The 17387-nt window shown below is 42.8% G+C and carries 17 protein-coding genes; 6 read left to right on the forward strand and 11 right to left on the reverse strand.

Annotation, left to right across the window (positions count from 1 at the left end; translation table 11 throughout):
• The first annotated feature begins 52 nt into the window (after positions 1–52).
• Positions 53–1087 (forward strand): sigma-54 interaction domain-containing protein, encoded by a 1035-nt coding sequence (locus tag BMW86_RS26775; protein WP_255373019.1) that lies wholly within the window; start codon positions 53–55, stop codon positions 1085–1087.
• On the opposite strand, the gene BMW86_RS26780 is transcribed toward BMW86_RS26775, so the two are convergent.
• The 5 genes from BMW86_RS26780 to BMW86_RS26800 are packed head-to-tail and all read right to left on the reverse strand — an operon-like array spanning position 1072 to position 6086.
• Positions 1072–1383: a GNAT family N-acetyltransferase gene (locus BMW86_RS26780; RefSeq protein ID WP_255373020.1), complete on the reverse strand. Its 312-nt coding sequence runs from the start codon at positions 1381–1383 to the stop codon at positions 1072–1074. The two genes, BMW86_RS26775 and BMW86_RS26780, sit on opposite strands and share 16 nt — an antisense overlap.
• Entirely contained in the window at positions 1376–2710 is a 1335-nt protein-coding gene (locus tag BMW86_RS26785) for a sigma-54-dependent transcriptional regulator (protein ID WP_089785979.1), read from the reverse strand. Before BMW86_RS26785 ends, BMW86_RS26780 begins: the two co-directional genes overlap by 8 nt.
• Positions 2679–4901, reverse strand: coding sequence for a tetratricopeptide repeat-containing sensor histidine kinase (locus BMW86_RS26790; RefSeq protein ID WP_089785981.1), 2223 nt, complete (start codon positions 4899–4901; stop codon positions 2679–2681). The genes BMW86_RS26785 and BMW86_RS26790 overlap by 32 nt, the downstream gene beginning before the upstream one ends.
• Position 4902: 1 nt before the next feature.
• Positions 4903–5376, reverse strand: a complete 474-nt coding sequence (locus BMW86_RS26795) for a Dps family protein (RefSeq protein ID WP_089785983.1) — start codon at positions 5374–5376, stop codon at positions 4903–4905.
• 14 nt (positions 5377–5390) lie between these two features.
• Positions 5391–6086: a M17 family peptidase N-terminal domain-containing protein gene (locus BMW86_RS26800; RefSeq protein ID WP_089788148.1), complete on the reverse strand. Its 696-nt coding sequence runs from the start codon at positions 6084–6086 to the stop codon at positions 5391–5393.
• 231 nt (positions 6087–6317) lie between these two features.
• On the opposite strand from BMW86_RS26800, the gene BMW86_RS26805 reads away from it, so the two are divergent.
• The gene (locus tag BMW86_RS26805) at positions 6318–7097 is read left to right on the forward strand and encodes an Fpg/Nei family DNA glycosylase (protein ID WP_089785985.1); all 780 of its coding nucleotides are present in this window, start codon (positions 6318–6320) and stop codon (positions 7095–7097) included.
• Positions 7098–7169: 72 nt separating this feature from the next.
• Here the strand turns inward: BMW86_RS26805 and BMW86_RS26810 are convergent, their stop codons facing one another.
• Positions 7170–8297, reverse strand: a complete 1128-nt coding sequence (locus tag BMW86_RS26810) for a TlpA disulfide reductase family protein (protein WP_089785987.1) — start codon at positions 8295–8297, stop codon at positions 7170–7172.
• 367 nt (positions 8298–8664) lie between these two features.
• Between BMW86_RS26810 and BMW86_RS26815 the strand changes: the two genes are divergently transcribed.
• A complete protein-coding gene (locus tag BMW86_RS26815) occupies positions 8665–9030 on the forward strand; it encodes a hypothetical protein (RefSeq protein WP_089785989.1) in 366 nt (121 codons plus the stop codon).
• Positions 9031–9401: 371 nt separating this feature from the next.
• On the opposite strand, the gene BMW86_RS26820 is transcribed toward BMW86_RS26815, so the two are convergent.
• Both BMW86_RS26820 and BMW86_RS26825 read right to left on the reverse strand, forming a co-directional pair.
• Positions 9402–10241, reverse strand: coding sequence for an SDR family NAD(P)-dependent oxidoreductase (locus tag BMW86_RS26820; RefSeq protein ID WP_218149236.1), 840 nt, complete (start codon positions 10239–10241; stop codon positions 9402–9404).
• An 80-nt stretch (positions 10242–10321) separates the two neighbouring features.
• The gene (locus BMW86_RS26825; RefSeq protein ID WP_089785993.1) at positions 10322–11227 is read right to left on the reverse strand and encodes a helix-turn-helix domain-containing protein; all 906 of its coding nucleotides are present in this window, start codon (positions 11225–11227) and stop codon (positions 10322–10324) included.
• A 262-nt stretch (positions 11228–11489) separates the two neighbouring features.
• On the opposite strand from BMW86_RS26825, the gene BMW86_RS26830 reads away from it, so the two are divergent.
• On the forward strand, positions 11490–11852 hold the full coding sequence (locus BMW86_RS26830) for a hypothetical protein (RefSeq protein ID WP_089785995.1): 363 nt from the start codon (positions 11490–11492) through the stop codon (positions 11850–11852).
• On the opposite strand, the gene BMW86_RS26835 is transcribed toward BMW86_RS26830, so the two are convergent.
• From BMW86_RS26835 to BMW86_RS26845, 3 genes are all read right to left on the reverse strand, one after another.
• Positions 11818–12297 (reverse strand): hypothetical protein, encoded by a 480-nt coding sequence (locus BMW86_RS26835; RefSeq protein WP_089785997.1) that lies wholly within the window; start codon positions 12295–12297, stop codon positions 11818–11820. The genes BMW86_RS26830 and BMW86_RS26835 overlap by 35 nt on opposite strands.
• A gap of 139 nt (positions 12298–12436) precedes the next feature.
• Positions 12437–12754 carry a hypothetical protein gene (locus BMW86_RS26840; RefSeq protein ID WP_089785999.1) on the reverse strand — a complete coding sequence of 106 codons (318 nt, stop codon included), beginning with the start codon at positions 12752–12754 and terminating at the stop codon, positions 12437–12439.
• Positions 12754–13470, reverse strand: coding sequence for a DUF899 domain-containing protein (locus BMW86_RS26845; protein WP_089786001.1), 717 nt, complete (start codon positions 13468–13470; stop codon positions 12754–12756). The genes BMW86_RS26840 and BMW86_RS26845 overlap by 1 nt, the downstream gene beginning before the upstream one ends.
• A gap of 322 nt (positions 13471–13792) precedes the next feature.
• On the opposite strand from BMW86_RS26845, the gene BMW86_RS26850 reads away from it, so the two are divergent.
• Positions 13793–14902: an acetate/propionate family kinase gene (locus BMW86_RS26850; RefSeq protein WP_089786003.1), complete on the forward strand. Its 1110-nt coding sequence runs from the start codon at positions 13793–13795 to the stop codon at positions 14900–14902.
• A gap of 9 nt (positions 14903–14911) precedes the next feature.
• Positions 14912–17302, forward strand: a complete 2391-nt coding sequence (locus BMW86_RS26855; RefSeq protein WP_218149237.1) for a phosphoketolase family protein — start codon at positions 14912–14914, stop codon at positions 17300–17302.
• Positions 17303–17387: the final 85 nt, after the last annotated feature.

A 17387-nucleotide genomic window follows, 5' to 3' on the forward strand; every position in this document is an offset into this window, starting at 1 on the left:
TATGAGAGCTTTACGCTCCGTCATTTACCGGAACAATGTAACTTTGCACCCAATGAAAAAAGAGAGTTCACAGGAAAAAGAGAAGGAGCAGACAGTATTGCTCTCCTTCAGCAATGACCTTTCTGATACCAGTTTCTCAGAAATAATAGGAGCGGGTACTGAAATGCAAAAGATCTTCCACCTGATATCACAGGTGGCTCCTTCAGAATCTACCGTGCTGCTGATGGGAGAAACAGGTACAGGTAAAGAACTGATAGCACGCGCTATCCATAATGGTTCTCCCTATAAAGGCAAACTGATGGTGAAAGTAAATTGTGCTACTTTACCACCTAATCTTATAGAAAGTGAATTGTTCGGACATGAGAAAGGTAGCTTCACCGGCGCTACAGAACGTCGCATAGGTAAGTTTGAACTCGCCAATAACAGTACACTGTTCCTGGATGAAATAGGGGAGCTGCCTATGGAATTACAGGCTAAATTATTAAGGGTATTACAGGAGAAAGAGATAGAACGTATAGGGGGAAGAGGAAGTATAAAAGTAAACGTGCGTATCATCGCTGCTACCAATCGTCATCTGCAGAAAGAAGTGGATGCCGGCCGGTTCAGAAGCGACCTGTTTTACCGGCTGAACGTTTTCCCTGTTACATTACCACCCCTGCGCAACCGTAAGGAAGATATCCCTGTACTGACTACCCACTTTGTTGCCCGTTATGCAAGGAACGCCGGCAAAAAGATCAATAATGTATCTCCTAAAGTAATGGAAAGCCTGCTGACCTACTCCTGGCCGGGAAATGTACGCGAGCTGGAACACCTGGTAGAAAGGAGTGTACTGCTTACCAATGGAACGACTATCAGGGAAATGTATCTTCCTGCCGGTAATCAGAAGGAAATGAATACCGGTGAATTTACGATAGTACCACTGGATGAAATGGAACGCACGTACATCCTGAAAGTATTAAAAGTCTGTAAAGGGCGTATTTCAGGCCCTTTTGGGGCAGCAGTTAAGCTGGGGCTGCCATCTACCACCCTGATCTCTAAAATGCAGAAACTGGGCATTAAAAAGGAGCATTTTCACGATCCTTTGTGATACTCAGGGTCCAGCTGATGATTATACTCCGGATGTTTGGTCAGGAATTTCGCCACAAAGGGGCAATACACCATCACGGGCTTTTTATGTTGCTTTGCATAATCAAATGCCGCTATCGCCAGGGTACTGGCAATACCCTTTCCTTCCATCGCTTTGGGTACAGTCGTATGCATCAGCGCGATATCCTTTTTATAGAACCGGTAGGTCAGAGAGGCTTTTTCTCCATCCTGCTCAATCTCAAACTGCTGTTCCTTCTCATTATTGACAACTTCCATAGCCATAAAGAATTTATACATACCCCTGTTTAATACCTAACTTCTTCATCTTGGAATAAAGGGTAGTAGCAGGCAAATTTAATATTTCTGCGGCACCACCCGGACCGAAAACTTTTCCGTTACAGGTCTTCAATACCTTCATGATATGCTCCCTTTCCATTTCTTCCATCGTTTTTACACGACTCTCATCCTCATAAGCGGTAGTAACTACTGGCATTTCAATCCTGTTGATTTCACTCCCGGTAGCCATCAGTACATTCCTTTCTATCAGGTGCTCCAGCTCGCGTACATTCCCCGGCCAGTTATACTGCATTAACTGCATCATTACCTGTTCAGAAATATTGTCTACATTTTTACCTGCCTTCCGCGCATATTTCTGCAGGAAATAATTAGCCAGTTCTTCAATGTCTTCTTTGTGTTTACGCAAAGGCGGCAGTTCTACCGGGAATATATTCAACCGGTAATAGAGGTCCAGCCGGAAGCGCCCTTCTGCCACTTCTTTTTCCAGGTTACGGTTAGTAGCTGCTATCACCCGCACATCTATCTTCAGGGTCTGATTACTACCCAGTCGCTCTATTTCCTTCTCCTGTAATACCCTTAATAATTTGGCCTGTGAATCCAGTGGCAGTTCACCTATTTCATCCAGGAAGATAGTACTCTTGTGGGCCAGTTCAAACTTTCCAATGCGCCTGTTGTTAGCGCCCGTAAACGCCCCTTTCTCATGCCCGAATAATTCCGATTCGACCAGTGAGACAGGCAGGGCTGCACAGTTAATGGTCACAAGCGGCATATTCCTGCGCCCCGAAATATTATGAATAGCATGGGCTATTTTTTCTTTGCCGGTACCGCTTTCTCCCAATATCAGTACAGCGCTTTCAGATGGTGCTACAAGATTAATTTTTTCAAGGGTATCTTTAAGCCCTATGATCCCTTCAGTATTGGAAAGTGCCGAAGGAATACTATCTGTCTGTTTTGTTTCAAGAGTATACCTGTAACGGGCAATGTCCAGCATCACCAGCAGGTCTCTTTCCCGGAAAGGCTTTACCATAAAGCCATAGGGCTGTGTTTCCTTCACGGCTTCCAGTATACTCTGATTCGTATTAGCGGAGATGTACAGGAATGGTATTTTCTTTTCATGCAGCTCCCATGCAAGATCAATGCCGGTCTCTTCACCTCTCAGTATGATATCCAATAGCACCCAGTCGGGCTTTTTAGATGTTATCAACAGTTTTGCCGCATCAACAGAAGAAGCAGTTCCACACACATTATAGCCGGCTTTAACCAAAATTATCCTGAGATCATTTGCTACTATAAATTCATCTTCTACGATCAGTATTTTTTCTTTCATATACTAACTGATGATTATTAAAAACAATCTCTATTTTTAACCCGTTATCGTTTTTTATATTAAATGTCCCCTCTAATTGTTCGCTCAATCCATGCATCAGACTCATACCCAGAGAATCGGTGTTTTCAGGCTCAAAGTCTTCAGGTAATCCCACTCCATTATCCGATATATTTAGCTGGTAAGTAGTCCCATGTAATCTTTTCAGTGATATGATCACTTCTCCTGCCCGGTTCCCGGGGAAGGCATATTTTATGGCATTGCTGATCGCTTCATTCAGTATCAGTCCAAGTGGAACAGCCTTCGCTACATCCATTTCTACCTTCTCTACCTGTAACATAAACACGATCCTGTTCGTAGTATTAAAAGACTCCTGCATATAACTCACCAGTTCCCTGATATACCAGCTCATCTCAATACAGTCCAGGTTATCCGACTGATATAGTTTCTGGTGAATGAGTGACATGGCATGCATTCTATACTGACTGTTACGGATCGCTGTTAACGCATCTTCATTATCTAAATAAGCAGATTGTGTATTCAGTAAACTGATCACGATCTGCAGATTATTTTTTACCCGGTGATGGATCTCTTTCAATAACCATTCCTTTTCTCCCAGCAGTTTTTTTAATAACTCATTCTGATCATTGATCTCTTTCTGCTGTAGCTCCAGTTTCGTATTACTGCGTTCTTTGGAACGATAACTGATATAAATCAGACCAGAGAACAACGATAACAAAATCACCCCGGCAATGATCACATTCCTGATCGTTCTTTCTTTTTGTAAGCTGTTATATTGCAGCTTACTTTTCTGGGTTAATAATTGAATATCCTTGTCTTTCTTTTCTGTCTCAAACTGTAACTGTAAACTGCTGAACTGTTTACTTTTTTCAATATTAAAGATAGAGTCCGATAAAGATTTATATAACTGCTGATGCTGAATAGCGGATATATAATTACCCTGTGCAGAATCTACGCGAAACCAGTCCAGCTGGTTCAGAGACCTCACCAGGTTATCGCCTAATACTTTACTGGTATTATCCAGTTCTTCGAGATATTTATAAGTTTGATCGTATTGTTTAGTTTGAATAAGGTACCTGATAATACTCCGGCATAAAGTAGGCTGAGCAGCATCATGATCACTTAGCTCATTGTGAAATTTTACTATTTCTTTATAATAAACAGCAGCCTTATTATAATTTTTCATATCCATATAGATATTGAAATAGATATAAGGAATTCTCAGTCTTATTTCAAGTGAGGAAGGTGGATATTTTTTGATCATAGCATCCAGTAACGCCAGTGCATCCTTGTATTGTTCCACCATGAGCAAGCCTGATGCAATATTGCTTGTAATGAGCTGGTAGGATGCTGTATCCTTATGTGTGATGGCTACTTCCAGGGCTTTGTTCCAGTAATCGCGTGCTGGCTGATATTCCCGTAAGTTATAATAGATCAGTCCCACATGATTGTAGATCGCACCCATTTGTATACTGCTGTCTTTTAATGTTTCAGCTGTTTTTACAGCCAGCAGTCCATACTTTAACGCCTGGGTGAAATCGCCTTTCTGCTGATAGGCATTACCGATCAGATCATATATCCCCTGTACATCTTTATATCCTGCTACCTTTGAGTATACAAGGGATTCCTGTAGATAATTCAGTGAGGTAGCTATATCTCCTTTAATATGGCAGAAGTCCCCCAATACCTGTAACGTAATGGCTACCTGTTTTAAATCGCCGGTTTCCTTAAAAAGCGGTAATGCTTTGTTATAATAGTAAATGCGTTGTTCAAGATCGTTCCCTTCGTTGTGATAATATTGTGCAGATTCGATGTAACCTTCAGCCAGTAAATGTTTTAAATCATAAGTGGTATACATGGCAAGGGCCTCTTTCAGCAGTTGCGCTGCTTTTTTCCATTCCCCTTTCTCTCTGTAAATCTGTGCCTCCAGCAAAAGCCCTTTACCGCTACCTTCCCGGTACTGTAAAGCAGCGCTTAATTTTAACGCTTCTTCATTCAGCAGTAATGCACTGTCAAGGTCACGCTTAAGTTCTCCCTCTTTCATCAGGTAGTACCGGCTGTTAGTCTGCAGTTGCTTCACCCTGTTTGTATCTGCTGTATGCTGTGCATATACAGATACATGAACGAAAACCACTGCTGCGAACAACAGTGGTTTTAAAAATATATTGCTCATACTATTCTAAGTGGGCTCTAAGCATCCAGGCCATCTTTTCGTGCGTCTCCATTAAACCGGTGATGTAATCACTGGTACCTGCATCATGCAGTGCGGTTACATAATTGTTGATATTCTCACGCAGGTGGATCAGGATACTTTCATGATCTGCCAGTAATTCCTTAATAAAACCAGCGCTGTTATTCTTTTCCCTGGATTGTTCGGAAAGATGTGTCAGTTCCAGGTATTCTTTTAAAGAAGCGGGTGCATAATGCCCCAGACTTCTGATCCTTTCAGCTACATCATCTACGATCTGTTCCAGTTGTCCGTACTGTTCTTCAAAAAATTTATGCTTGGACAGGAAGTCTATACCTATGACATTCCAATGCGCCTTACGTGTTTTGGTATACAGTACAAATTCATCTGCCAGGATTCTGCTCAGCGATAGTGCTACTGCGGCAAGATACTCCTGCTTAATACCGATTTTTGCTTCCATTTGTGTATATTTTATTAGTTGTTAAATGATGTTATTGCTTCTTTGATACCCTGTCCAGCAGTGGTGTAGAAGGATGGTCCGGCCAGCAAAGTTACTTTTACCAGAGGTTTATATGAAGACATCTTTTTTTCTCTAAGATAAGCTTCCGTACGGTAAGCGTTAAACATACCTTTCACTACATTGCCTGCTACCAGTGCTGTAGGAGAGTCTATCCCTGCATCTTTCAGATCGCTGGCAAAAGCAAAACCGGTGACCCCTAAACGCAGGGCTTCCCGCATGGCCACACTGGCGATATCTGTCATCAGTTCCGGTGTAAATTTGTTCCTGTCACCCAGTCCTATCAGCAGTACTTTCTTCGGACTTATCGCTCCCGCTGGTGGAGTGATAAGCAATGTTTCAAATGTATGCCCCGTAAATTTTCCGCTTTTCCTGATATCTGTGATAATGCCGTTCAGGTCTTTGTCCAGATGTACCATACCATTCACCGCTGCTGGTAAAGCTGGTGGTGCATTAAAGATATCTCCTTCTGTGTATTCGAACACACAGGCTATCTGCAAAGGAGTTATTGCTGTAGAGGGGCCTTGTACCATTCCTTCTATGGCTACACCATCTATCTTACCCCAGATGGTGGAAGTGCCGGTGGCTGTGACCTGGGCAAATGTGCCAAAACCTGTAAATAAGAGAAGACCTGAGACGATAAGTTTTTTCATTGTGATGTAACGCATTAGCTTTAATGAATATAATGCGGAGAATGAATAGTTATTCAATAAAGATGCCATGCGGTTAACTAATTGATTGTTATTTATTTATACTAATTTTGGATAAGGATGAATTTACGATATATCGTTAATTGACGAACCATACTCGAAATATAGATGATATCCCGTTCCTGCCCGGCATAATTTTTAGACTAAATTCGCAGTACTAATAAAAGTAAGATCATGCCTGAATTACCGGATTTGCAAGTTTTCAGCAATAACCTCGATAAGAAACTGTCCAGGAAAACAATAGACCATATCACCATTTCCAAGGCAAAAAATATAGTCGCTAACGCAGCTACTTTCAGAAAAGCATTTGAACAGCAGAAGTTGTCGAAAGTATACAGGGAAGGTAAGGAACTTCGTTTTGAATTCAGAAATGGTAGTATTCTGGGGATGCATCTGATGTTACATGGAGCACTACACCTGTTCAAAGATGATAACGAGACCAAACATACGATTGCTGAGTTACACTTTACAGATGGTACCGGTCTTGCATTGACCGACTTCCAGCGTATGGCTGCCCTCACAGTAAATCCTCCAAAGAATGAGGCACCGGATGCGATGTCGGAAGACCTTACTGCTGCTTACCTGGAAGAGAAAATGTCCGCTACCCGCACGACTATCAAAAAGCTATTGCTGGATCAGCATATTATCCGTGGTATAGGTAATGCTTATGCAGATGAGATCCTGTGGCATGCACGTCTTTCCCCGTTCTCCATCTCCAACAAAATCCCGCCTGCAAAGATTAAAAAGCTGGCGCGTACCATCTATTCCGTATTATCAGATGCGATAGATAAAATCCAGAAAAAGAACCCTGATCTTATCAGTGGAGAGATAAGAGACTTTATGGAGATCCACAATCCCAACCTTGAAAAAAGCCCTACCGGAGTAGAGATACAACAGCAGGCTGTTGGTGGAAGGAAAACTTATTTCACAGATGAACAGGAATTATTTGAGTAGTATATATAATAACACGAAAAAGGCCGCCAAAAATGGCAGCCTTTTCTCACTTGACAATCTTAAAAATATGTACTATTGAGCAAGAACACTTATTAATTTATCCTTCAGCGCATTACCCTTTAAGTTACGGGCAACGATATTCCCTGAAGGATCTATCAGTACATTCTGTGGTACTGAAGTCACATCATATAATCCGGCCACCTCATTCTTCATATATTTCAGATCGCTTAACTGCAACCAGCTGGTACCATCCTGCTGAATCGCATCTAACCAGCTATCTTTACGTTCTTCCAATCCAATCCCAAGCACAGTGAAATTCTTTCCTCTGAACTGTTTGAAAGTCTCTTTCATTTCCACATTAAGTGCTCTGGAAGTAGGAGACCAGCTGGCCCAGAAAACAAGCAATACATACTTACCTTTGAAGGAAGAGAGCGTTACTTTATTACCATCTGTATCTTTCTGTGTAAAATCAGGAGCGGTAGTACCAACTGCCGTCGTCTTAAACTGATTCATCTTTTTCAGGAAAAGTTTTCCTCTTACAGATTGTTGTGTGCGATCACTCAACGCAAGGTAAGCAGGTTCCACATCCTGATAGTCAATGAAATGACCGGCATATTCTTCCAGTATATCCAAACTGATATACATATCACGATAGGTCAGCACAAACTCCTTCATCATTTTCCTCTTCTCATCCATGGCAGCACGGAAGCGATCCATATAGTTCCTGCGTGTAGCAGTATCTTTCTTCGCGTTGCTGGAAGCCCCTTCTAAGGTTAAAGCATTTAGCTTAGCTTCAATAGGCGCCATATAAGCCTGGTACACCTTGTAATCTTCCTGGGATTTAGACCCGCTTGATTCAAAATTGACAATATCTTCATTAGATGTTAACCAGATAGTTGCGCCTGGTTCAACATACAAACGCGCGATGTTATTGCCGTCAAAAAAACTTTTTGGTTCTCCGTCTTTACTTACTGAAAAGATAGCACATACAGGATAATTAGTATAGTGTACCATTTCGAAAGTACCGTTATTAATGTCTGCAGAATCATATACAGCCTTACCATCCACACTGTACCCGATGTAAACTTTAGCAGGAGCTTTCAGACTACCTAATTTTCCTTTGATAGTGAAAGGTACCTGTGCAATAGCGGACAAAGACATACAACATACCGCCAGAACCGTTAAACTTCTTTTAATCATTCTATTTACTCTTTAGAAAAACTATTGTTCACTGTTCGAAAAATAATCCCTTTGTATATAAGACAACTTTTAATAGGTGATATGCGTACAAGCTTTAAAAAAAAATCTAACATATAGATTTTGGCCTTTTAGTACTCATAGATATTAAGGATATCAGAAATGTGGCAACAGTGTGGTCTAAAGGGGGTTATATGAAAAACTACTCAAGCTCTCATTTTACTCCTCAGAAAGGTAAATGATTGAGGCTCCGTTACTTAATTTTTTTTGCCGGAAATACTCCACTCATATAGAAAATATTTTATGTAAGTATTTAAATAAATGTTAAATTGTATGGAGAAGGCAGATTATTAATATACAATTAGAATCTATGAAGAAACTATTACTATCCCTGGTTATCATCGCTGTCGCATACACGCTCTTTTCATTTACTACTTTACAGAAAAAAGTTGCTACACCAACTGTTACTGAAATCGGTTATCAAAAAGATGGCTCTTACCTTTATACCTTTTACGCAGATCTGTCAAAGGCTTCTCCGAATCCAATCACTTACATGCAGGTACAGAAAGTTACCAATGGTAAAGTGCTGACATTGGACGATTTCTCTGGTACTGTACTTTTCCAGAAATCCCAGAAATTCACCATCAACAACAAAATGACCGTTTCATTCTACGATGGAGATAAATTAATCTCTAAAGATCTGAAAGGATTAATAGAAGGCGGAATTTTACCTTAATCATTTACCCAACCAATATTCTGAACGATAAGATATAAAAAGAAGGGGGAGTCTCAATCGAGACTCCCCCTTCTTTTTATAATAAGACGCATATTCATAACCCAGACTGTCTGCAATCTCCGCTACACTCCAGGTAGTATGCTGCAACAGTGCCTTCGCCTCTGCAATACATGATCTTCGTGCCAGATGTTATTGATCAATAAATACACCTTATCTGACGTGAATATTAGGTGAAGTTAAATTGAAAAACAAATCCTGAACCCATGTTCCAAAGCTAAATCAGAGAACTAAACAGTCAGATGCAGTGTATTTATGATCAATAACATCTGGCAATCTACGCTGTCATAACATTCAAACTGAGGCACTATGAACTAAAAATCAGTAGCAGTAGCCAAAGATCTCAACCTTTCAGTATCCTTCCTCACGGCATCTATCTTCACATCTATCAGCTTATAAGCATCCGCACCTATGAACAGATGTACCGGCGGATTAGGCTCTTCCGCAACCTTTATCAGCAGCTCAGCTGCTTTTTCAGGATCTCCGGGCTGATTACCATTAATCTCATTCTGATGCTGCGCCTGTGAATCCCTGGCTGCCTGATAAACATCCAGTTGTTTAGCAGATAAAAGCAAAGAATCCTGAGATAAGAAATCAGTACGGAAATAACCTGGATACACCACGGTTCCATACACATTAAAAGGTAACGCTTCCGCAGCAAAAGACTCCGTCAATCCTGCTACCGCAAATTTCGAAGAAATATAACTGGACCATCCCGGGAAATTCCCAATGAACCCGCCAACAGAAGAAATATTATACACCCTGCCGGACATTTGCGCACGCAGGTGAGGCATCACACTGCGCATCACATTCAACAACCCAAATACATTGATATCAAAGTTCTTGCGTACTTCCGCATCACTCATTTCCTCAATAGCGCCAAGCTGTCCGTAACCGGCATTATTCACCACTACGTCAATCGTACCGAATTTCGCCAGTGTATCAGTAATCGCTTTCTGTACACTCTGTTCATCCGTCAGGCTCACTTCCAGCGGAAGAAAGTTATCAGAAGCAGCAGTACCCACCGCTTTAATTAATGCATCAGCTGTTCTTGAAGTAGCAGCTACTTTATATCCTGTTGCAAGGAGTTTCTTTGTGATTGCAAGTCCGAGGCCTTTGGATGCGCCTGTAACTAACCATACTTTGTTGCTCATAATTTTAAAATATTATGATACAAAGGTAGATGGTACATAAGGTCTGATCGTTGTACAAACCAAACCAAAAGTTGTAAAAATCAAACAATAGCCATTCTGAACGACTTTGGAGTAATCTGTGCGTTCTTTTTAAAGAAGTTAATAAAATGGGGGAGTTCTTCAAATCCCAGGCACCAGGCAATCTCTGAAATATTCCAGTCGGTATGCTTCAGTAATGCCCTGGCCTCCTGTACAATCCTTTCCGCAATCAGCTGGGAAGTCGTTTTGCCGGTCACTTCCTTCAAAGCCCGGTTTAAATGGTTCACATGTACCGCCAGCTGACTGGCAAAGTCTGTGGGAGTGCGGAAGCCTACCTGCTGCAGGGGAGATTCTATAGGAAACTGTCTTTCAAGCAGTTCCATGAACAGGGAAGCTACCCTGGTAGAAGCATTGGAATGCGTATAAAGGGTGGAAGTCGCAGGTTGCATCTTCTGGGCACTATGGATCAGTTCAAACACAAGGTTCCTTAATACATCATATTTATAGGTATAATCCGAGTTAATCTCCACAAACATCCTTTCAAAAATATCCCTGATATGCTCAGCCTGATCCACCGGCAGATCGAAAATAGGATTCCCTCCCGGCTTAAACACAGGGTAATCTTTCAGGTTCCCGAACTGATTAAAAAACGCTTCTGTAAAAATGCAGAAAATACCGGACTGCGTATCTTCCAGTTGCTCCCAGGTATAAGGAATATGCGGATTGGCAAACAATAAAGCCCGCTCATTGATTTCCACTATCTTATCAGCATAATGAATCCTCGTTTTCCCTACAATCAGGCTTATTTTAAAGAAATCTTTACGGCTGTAAGGCAGCGGTTTCCCCGTATGCGGGGCACAATCCTCGATTCTAAACACATTGAAATGCCCCATTTCCTTTTGCAGGTTATCCGGCATCCAGTTCATCTTGGACTGATAAAATTCCTCGATAGATTGCATTTTCTCCATGCCATAAAGTTACAAAAATCAAACAGGCCCGCAAAATGGTAGTACCTCAATTTGATTACATAATCTTCGTGTCAGATGTTATTGATCAATAAATACACCTTATCTGACATGAATATCAGGTGAAGTTAAATTGAAAAATAAATCCCGAACCCATATTCCAAAGCTAAATCAGAGAACTAAACAGTCAGATGCAGTGTATTTATGATCAATAACATCTGGCAATCAACATTCAAAATGCCAATAAGAACGTAATTTGCAGCCTATGTCAGTAGCAATGGATATCATCCGGGCCTTAGACCCGTCAGGATTGGAGCGTTTTAAAATAAACCTGGATACACCTGTTCCAAAGGAGAAAATAGGAGAGGTATGGACAATAAAGGTAGTGCCGCACGAAAAGGCGGAAGTCAGCAGGAAGGAATTCAATAAGCTGTTTGATAACAACAAGGTGTCAAAATCCTGGGTAGTGGAAAGCAAACCGGAAGCAATAGCCGTATTGCAGGAAGTATACCAGCAGTTTGCGGATAAATTAAGCACACCTTTCAGCGAAAAGCAATTGAATATAGAAGATTTACCAGACGTGGGGCGTTATACTATCCTGATTCATATCGCGGATGTATGGGAGTAACTGTTATAGCTGCTCCGTGTCTGAAGCATGGCTGAGCCATAGATGCGCCGTATCTGCGCCCTATTAACCGCGCACTTTGCCGTATAGGGGGTATTTTAAATAAAGACTTAACAGGTTTCAGATATTCCCTCTCCAGCTTCTCCTTCACAACATCAGCAGGAAGCCCTTCTTTCAGCCATAAAATGGCCTTCCCGGTCATTTCCCTGTATAACGGAAACACCTTCTCCGGAAGCTGCCTGTACACAAAAGAAGCAATCCCGGCTGCAATCTTTAATCGCATTGAACTATCCCTGAAGCCTTTAAAAGCACGGTCTTTTTTAATCCTTTTACCGGTAATGGAGCTTTGCATCCGCACATAGTAATTCCCGTCCTGTAATTGATATACAGTAAGACCTTCTCTTGTACCCGTAAAAGGGGGAGGAGTACTCCCTATCCACTTTGCCATAACTAAATTTACGGATAATATCCGGTATAGATTCGCTTTAACCGCGCACTTTTTAAAGGCAAAAAAGCAAGACAGGGCCGCATCCTACGTTGATCCTTCGTAAAGGAACGTAAGATGAACGCAGGATCACTATATCTTATCAGAATAAAAATAAAACTACGCCTCCGGTGAAGGCAGTCAGTAGAAGGGTCAACCGGTTAGCTTTTATAATCTGATCTCCTGAAGGATAAATTTTCAGACAGATATACCTCGCGGTGAGATAGGAGAGAGAAGATACACAAAGTACCAATAAAAATAACCTCAGATAAGTGGCAACAGGCACAGACAATCCAATCCCTGTGCCTAATGCCACATAGGCTGCCAGGCATAACGGGCACTTGGGAATAAGCACCAGTACAATCCCCGGCAATAACCAGCGTTTAGAAGAAGGCTGTTTAATATGACAGCAACTGTTCATTAGTGACAACAGGAAGAATGTGCAGGAGCAGTCTCATATTTATCATGATGTTTCATCCAGCTGCCCATATCTCCTTCTTCATTCCTGCCCTTAGGCATCAGATCGAGAATACCATAAGTACCGATCACCTGTTCCACACCTCTTGCAAAAGTAGAATAGGTATGATAAATAGTACCATCCTCATCTTTATAAAAAGTACTGACACCTGGTAACTCTTCTCCTGCCCAATTGATTGTACCATAATTATAATTCACCTGATCGGCCTTGTCAAAAGAAACATGATAATCAAAATTAAAATCATTTTCGTTGGATGATACCCAGGTAAAGTTCCATCCCATTCTTTTCTTAAAAGCTTCTATCTCCGGTAACGTAGCCCGGGAGATCACCACTACAGATACATCATGATGCTCCAGATGAGGTAATGTGCCATCAAGATGATCTGCCATAAAAGAACAGCCCGGGCATCCTTCTTTCCATCCCGGCCCCAGCATAAAATGCTGAACAAATAACTGACTGTTACCCTTAAAAAGATCAGATAATGATTGTTTCCCCTCTGGTGTATCAAAAATATATTCTTTCTCTACTTTCACCCTGGGCAACTGCTGCCTCAGCTGACTTAATTCATCTTTCAGATGTGTAAATTCTTTCTCTTTAGCAAGGAGTTGCTTACGTGTAGCAATCCATTTTTCTTCAGAAACAATGGGAGTATTTATCATAACAGGCAATTTTTACAAAGTTGAGATAGAATAGCAAATAAATAGCAGGGTAAATGGGACATTATGAGGGTGTGATTGGGACAATAAACAGATAACTATTTTAACGGTCCGGGCAGAATGCTGACTTCCATACTGCCCGGCATAAGAAATGTCTCTGTTACATCAAAAGATCACGTATATCCTGATAGTGGGACCACCACTGCGTATGTGGTGAAAATACGCAGGTCGATCAGGTAAAAGGATAACAAATGCTGCTATTGTGACAACAGGCCGGCAATAAACCTATAGGAGGTGGCCTGAAAGTTGATGCCCTTTATCAACCATGAAGGATTGCATACTAACTATCAACGGAGGTTCATCCAGCATTAAGTTTGCCTTGTACAAAGCACAGGAGAGACTGCTGTACGGAGAAATAGAACGCATAGGTATTGCAGGTACAACACTTGCCTGGAACAAAACAGAAAGTATAAATATAACAGCAAAGGACCTCAGCACTGCTGCTGAGGTCCTTATAACATGGCTGGAAAAACAACACAGCTTTACAAATGTAAAGGCCATAGGACATCGCGTGGTATACGGTTTGAAGCATACCAAACCAGAAAAGATCACCCCGAAATTATTAGAAGAACTAAAGAAAAGCAGTCTGTTAGACCCCGAACATATGCCCGGGGAAATCAAACTTATAGAAGTCTTTATGAAACTGGGTCTTCCTCAGATCGCCTGTTTCGATACTTCCTTTCACGCTGATATGCCCGCTATTGCAAAGTTATTACCCATCCCCAAAAAATATAATTTACAACGATACGGTTTTCACGGCCTCTCATATACTTATTTAATGCAGGAATTAGGCAAAGATGCCGGTGATAGAACCATCCTCGCTCATCTGGGGAACGGGGCCAGCCTCGCTGCCATAAAACAGGGGAAAAGTGTAGACACCACAATGGGGTTTACCCCCACATCAGGTCTCCCCATGAGCACCCGTACCGGCGACCTCGACCCCGGTGTTGCCTGGTACCTCATGAATAAGGAAGAATTAACACCAAAACAATTTAATCACCTCATCAATCATGAATCCGGTTTGTTGGGTATTTCCGGTATCAGCCCTGATATGCGGGAATTAAGCAAACATGAAAAAGGCAAAGAAGCCATTGAATACTTCTGCTACCAGACAAGAAAATGGATAGGCTCCTACGCCGCAGTATTAGGCGGATTAGACACATTGGTATTCGCAGGAGGAATAGGAGAGAACTCAGCAGCAGTAAGAGAAATGATCTGCGAAAATCTGGAGTTCTTAGGAATAAAATTAGATAAAGATAAAAACGTAAATAACGAACGACTCATATCTACCGGTGAAACAAATGTCTATGTCATTCACACCAACGAAGAGTTAATGATAGCAAAAATGGTTTCTGATTTCTCATTTGAAGATTAATAATTTTTTATGGAAACAAAAGACATGCAACAAGTGATTCAATTATCCACTGACACACTCACAAAGATGCACGCTTATTGGCGGGCCGCAAATTATTTGTCCGTAGGACAAATATACCTGATGGATAACCCCCTGCTTAAAAAACCCTTAACGCTGGAGCATATAAAACCCCGGCTCTTAGGCCACTGGGGCACCACTCCCGGCCTGAATTTTATTTACGTTCACCTCAACCGTATCATCAATCAGTATGATCTTAACATGATCTACATTACCGGTCCGGGACACGGTGGCCCGGGAATAGTAGCCAACACTTACCTGGAAGGTACTTACAGCGAGTTCTTCCCCAACATCTCCGCAGATGCACTGGGCATGAAAAGACTCTTCAAACAGTTCTCCTTCCCCGGTGGTATCCCCAGTCATGTTGCAGCGGAAACCCCAGGCTCCATCAATGAAGGTGGGGAACTCGGATACTCCTTACTACACGCTTACGGTGCCGCCTTCGATAACCCCGATCTCATCGTTGCCTGCGTAATAGGAGACGGAGAAGCCGAAACCGGCTCTCTCGCCGCCAGCTGGCACTCCAATAAATTCCTGAACCCTATGCACGACGGTGCTGTTCTACCCATCCTGCACCTCAACGGGTATAAAATAGCCAACCCAACGGTCCTGGCCCGCATTCCAAGAGAAGAGCTGGAACAACTATTTTATGGCTACGGCTACAAACCTTATTTCGTAGAAGGAGAGGACCCCGAGCTGGTACACCGGCAAATGGCAAACACATTAGATACCATCATCCACGAAATAAAAACTATCCAGCAATCTATCCGCAGCAACGGCTTCACAGAACGTCCCCAATGGCCCATGATCATCATGGTTACGCCTAAAGGATGGACAGGCCCCAAAGAAGTAGACGGACTGAAAATAGAAGGCACCTGGAGGGCTCACCAGGTACCATTGGCAGCACTAAGAGAAAAACCGGAACACATAAAGATTTTAGAAGAGTGGATGAAGAGTTACAAACCGGAAGAACTCTTCGATGAAAACGGGACTTTCAACCAGGATCTCGCCGCATTAGCACCCAAAGACAAACGCCGCATGGGGGCAAACCCCATCGCTAATGGCGGACTGCTAATACAAGATCTCAACATGCCCGAGTTCAGGAAATACGCAATAGACGTTCCCCAACCCGGGAAAATCACCAGCGAAGCCACCGTTGTCATGGGGGCATTCGTCAGAGACGTCATGAAACTCAACTGGAAAAGACGCAACTTCCGGGTCTTTGGTCCGGATGAAACAGCATCCAACCGCCTCACTCATCTCTTCGATCTCACCGGCAAAACCTTCACCGGCGAAATCGAAGAAACAGACGAACATATCTCCCCGGACGGCCGCGTGATGGAAGTACTCAGTGAAAACCTCTGCCAGGGATGGCTGGAAGGCTACCTGCTCACCGGCAGGCACGGACTATTCTCCTGTTACGAGGCATTCATCCACATCGTGGATTCCATGTTCAACCAGCACGCTAAATGGCTGAAAGCTGCTAATAACATATCCTGGCGGGCGCCTGTAGCCTCACTCAATTACCTGCTCACCTCGCACGTATGGCGACAGGATCACAACGGCAACAGCCATCAGGACCCCGGCTTCCTCGATATCGTTGTCAACAAAACCGCTGAAATAGTACGCATCTATCTGCCACCAGACGCTAACACCTTACTCTCCGTTACAGACCACTGCCTGCGCAGCCGTAACTACATCAACGTAATAGTCGCCGGCAAACAACCCGAACTGCAATGGCTGGATATGGACACTGCAGTGAAACATTGCACTGCCGGCCTGGGCATCTGGGAATGGGCCAGCAATGACGCTGGCCAGGAACCGGACGTAGTCATGGCCTGTGCCGGAGACGTGCCTACCCTGGAAACTATCGCGGCCGTGGAACTACTCCGCCAGCAATTCCCCGAACTAAAAGTGCGTGTGATCAACGTCGTAGACCTGATGACCCTGCAGCCTAAAAGCGAACATCCACACGGCCTCAGCGACAAAGAATTTGATGCGCTCTTCACAAAAGATAAGCCCATCATCTTTGCCTTTCACGGCTTCCCTTTGCTGATCCATCGCCTCACTTACCGCAGAACAAATCATGATAACCTGCACGTAAAAGGTTATATAGGCGAAGGCACTACCACCACACCTTTTGATATGGTCGTATTAAATGAGCTGGACAGGTTCCACCTCGTAGGAGAAGTCATAGACCGGGTTCCCGGCCTCGGCTCACGTGGTGCCTACACCAAACAATATATAAGAAATAAACTGCTGGATCACAAAGCATACGTCACTACCTACGGGGAAGACATGCCCGAGATCCGCAACTGGCAATGGAGACAGTCAAAAGGGTAGCCCTGCAAACTCAAAATAATACATAATCTTCGTGCCGGATGTTATTGCTCATAAATACACCTTATCTGACATGAATACTAGGTGA

This window comes from Chitinophaga sp. YR573 (genome assembly GCF_900110995.1).
Lineage (GTDB): Bacteria > Bacteroidota > Bacteroidia > Chitinophagales > Chitinophagaceae > Chitinophaga.

Coding starts and splice junctions, on each gene's coding strand:
- BMW86_RS26825 (WP_089785993.1), bottom strand. CDS start 11,227: ATGGAGAAAATGCAATCTATCGAGGAATTTTATCAGTCCAAGATGAAC.
- BMW86_RS26820 (WP_218149236.1), bottom strand. CDS start 10,241: ATGAGCAACAAAGTATGGTTAGTTACAGGCGCATCCAAAGGCCTCGGA.
- BMW86_RS26815 (WP_089785989.1), top strand. CDS start 8,665: ATGAAGAAACTATTACTATCCCTGGTTATCATCGCTGTCGCATACACG.
- BMW86_RS26850 (WP_089786003.1), top strand. CDS start 13,793: ATGAAGGATTGCATACTAACTATCAACGGAGGTTCATCCAGCATTAAG.
- BMW86_RS26785 (WP_089785979.1), bottom strand. CDS start 2,710: ATGAAAGAAAAAATACTGATCGTAGAAGATGAATTTATAGTAGCAAAT.
- BMW86_RS26795 (WP_089785983.1), bottom strand. CDS start 5,376: ATGGAAGCAAAAATCGGTATTAAGCAGGAGTATCTTGCCGCAGTAGCA.
- BMW86_RS26805 (WP_089785985.1), top strand. CDS start 6,318: ATGCCTGAATTACCGGATTTGCAAGTTTTCAGCAATAACCTCGATAAG.
- BMW86_RS26800 (WP_089788148.1), bottom strand. CDS start 6,086: ATGAAAAAACTTATCGTCTCAGGTCTTCTCTTATTTACAGGTTTTGGC.
- BMW86_RS26835 (WP_089785997.1), bottom strand. CDS start 12,297: ATGGCAAAGTGGATAGGGAGTACTCCTCCCCCTTTTACGGGTACAAGA.
- BMW86_RS26775 (WP_255373019.1), top strand. CDS start 53: ATGAAAAAAGAGAGTTCACAGGAAAAAGAGAAGGAGCAGACAGTATTG.
- BMW86_RS26840 (WP_089785999.1), bottom strand. CDS start 12,754: ATGAACAGTTGCTGTCATATTAAACAGCCTTCTTCTAAACGCTGGTTA.
- BMW86_RS26780 (WP_255373020.1), bottom strand. CDS start 1,383: ATGTATAAATTCTTTATGGCTATGGAAGTTGTCAATAATGAGAAGGAA.
- BMW86_RS26810 (WP_089785987.1), bottom strand. CDS start 8,297: ATGATTAAAAGAAGTTTAACGGTTCTGGCGGTATGTTGTATGTCTTTG.
- BMW86_RS26790 (WP_089785981.1), bottom strand. CDS start 4,901: ATGAGCAATATATTTTTAAAACCACTGTTGTTCGCAGCAGTGGTTTTC.
- BMW86_RS26830 (WP_089785995.1), top strand. CDS start 11,490: ATGTCAGTAGCAATGGATATCATCCGGGCCTTAGACCCGTCAGGATTG.
- BMW86_RS26845 (WP_089786001.1), bottom strand. CDS start 13,470: ATGATAAATACTCCCATTGTTTCTGAAGAAAAATGGATTGCTACACGT.
- BMW86_RS26855 (WP_218149237.1), top strand. CDS start 14,912: ATGGAAACAAAAGACATGCAACAAGTGATTCAATTATCCACTGACACA.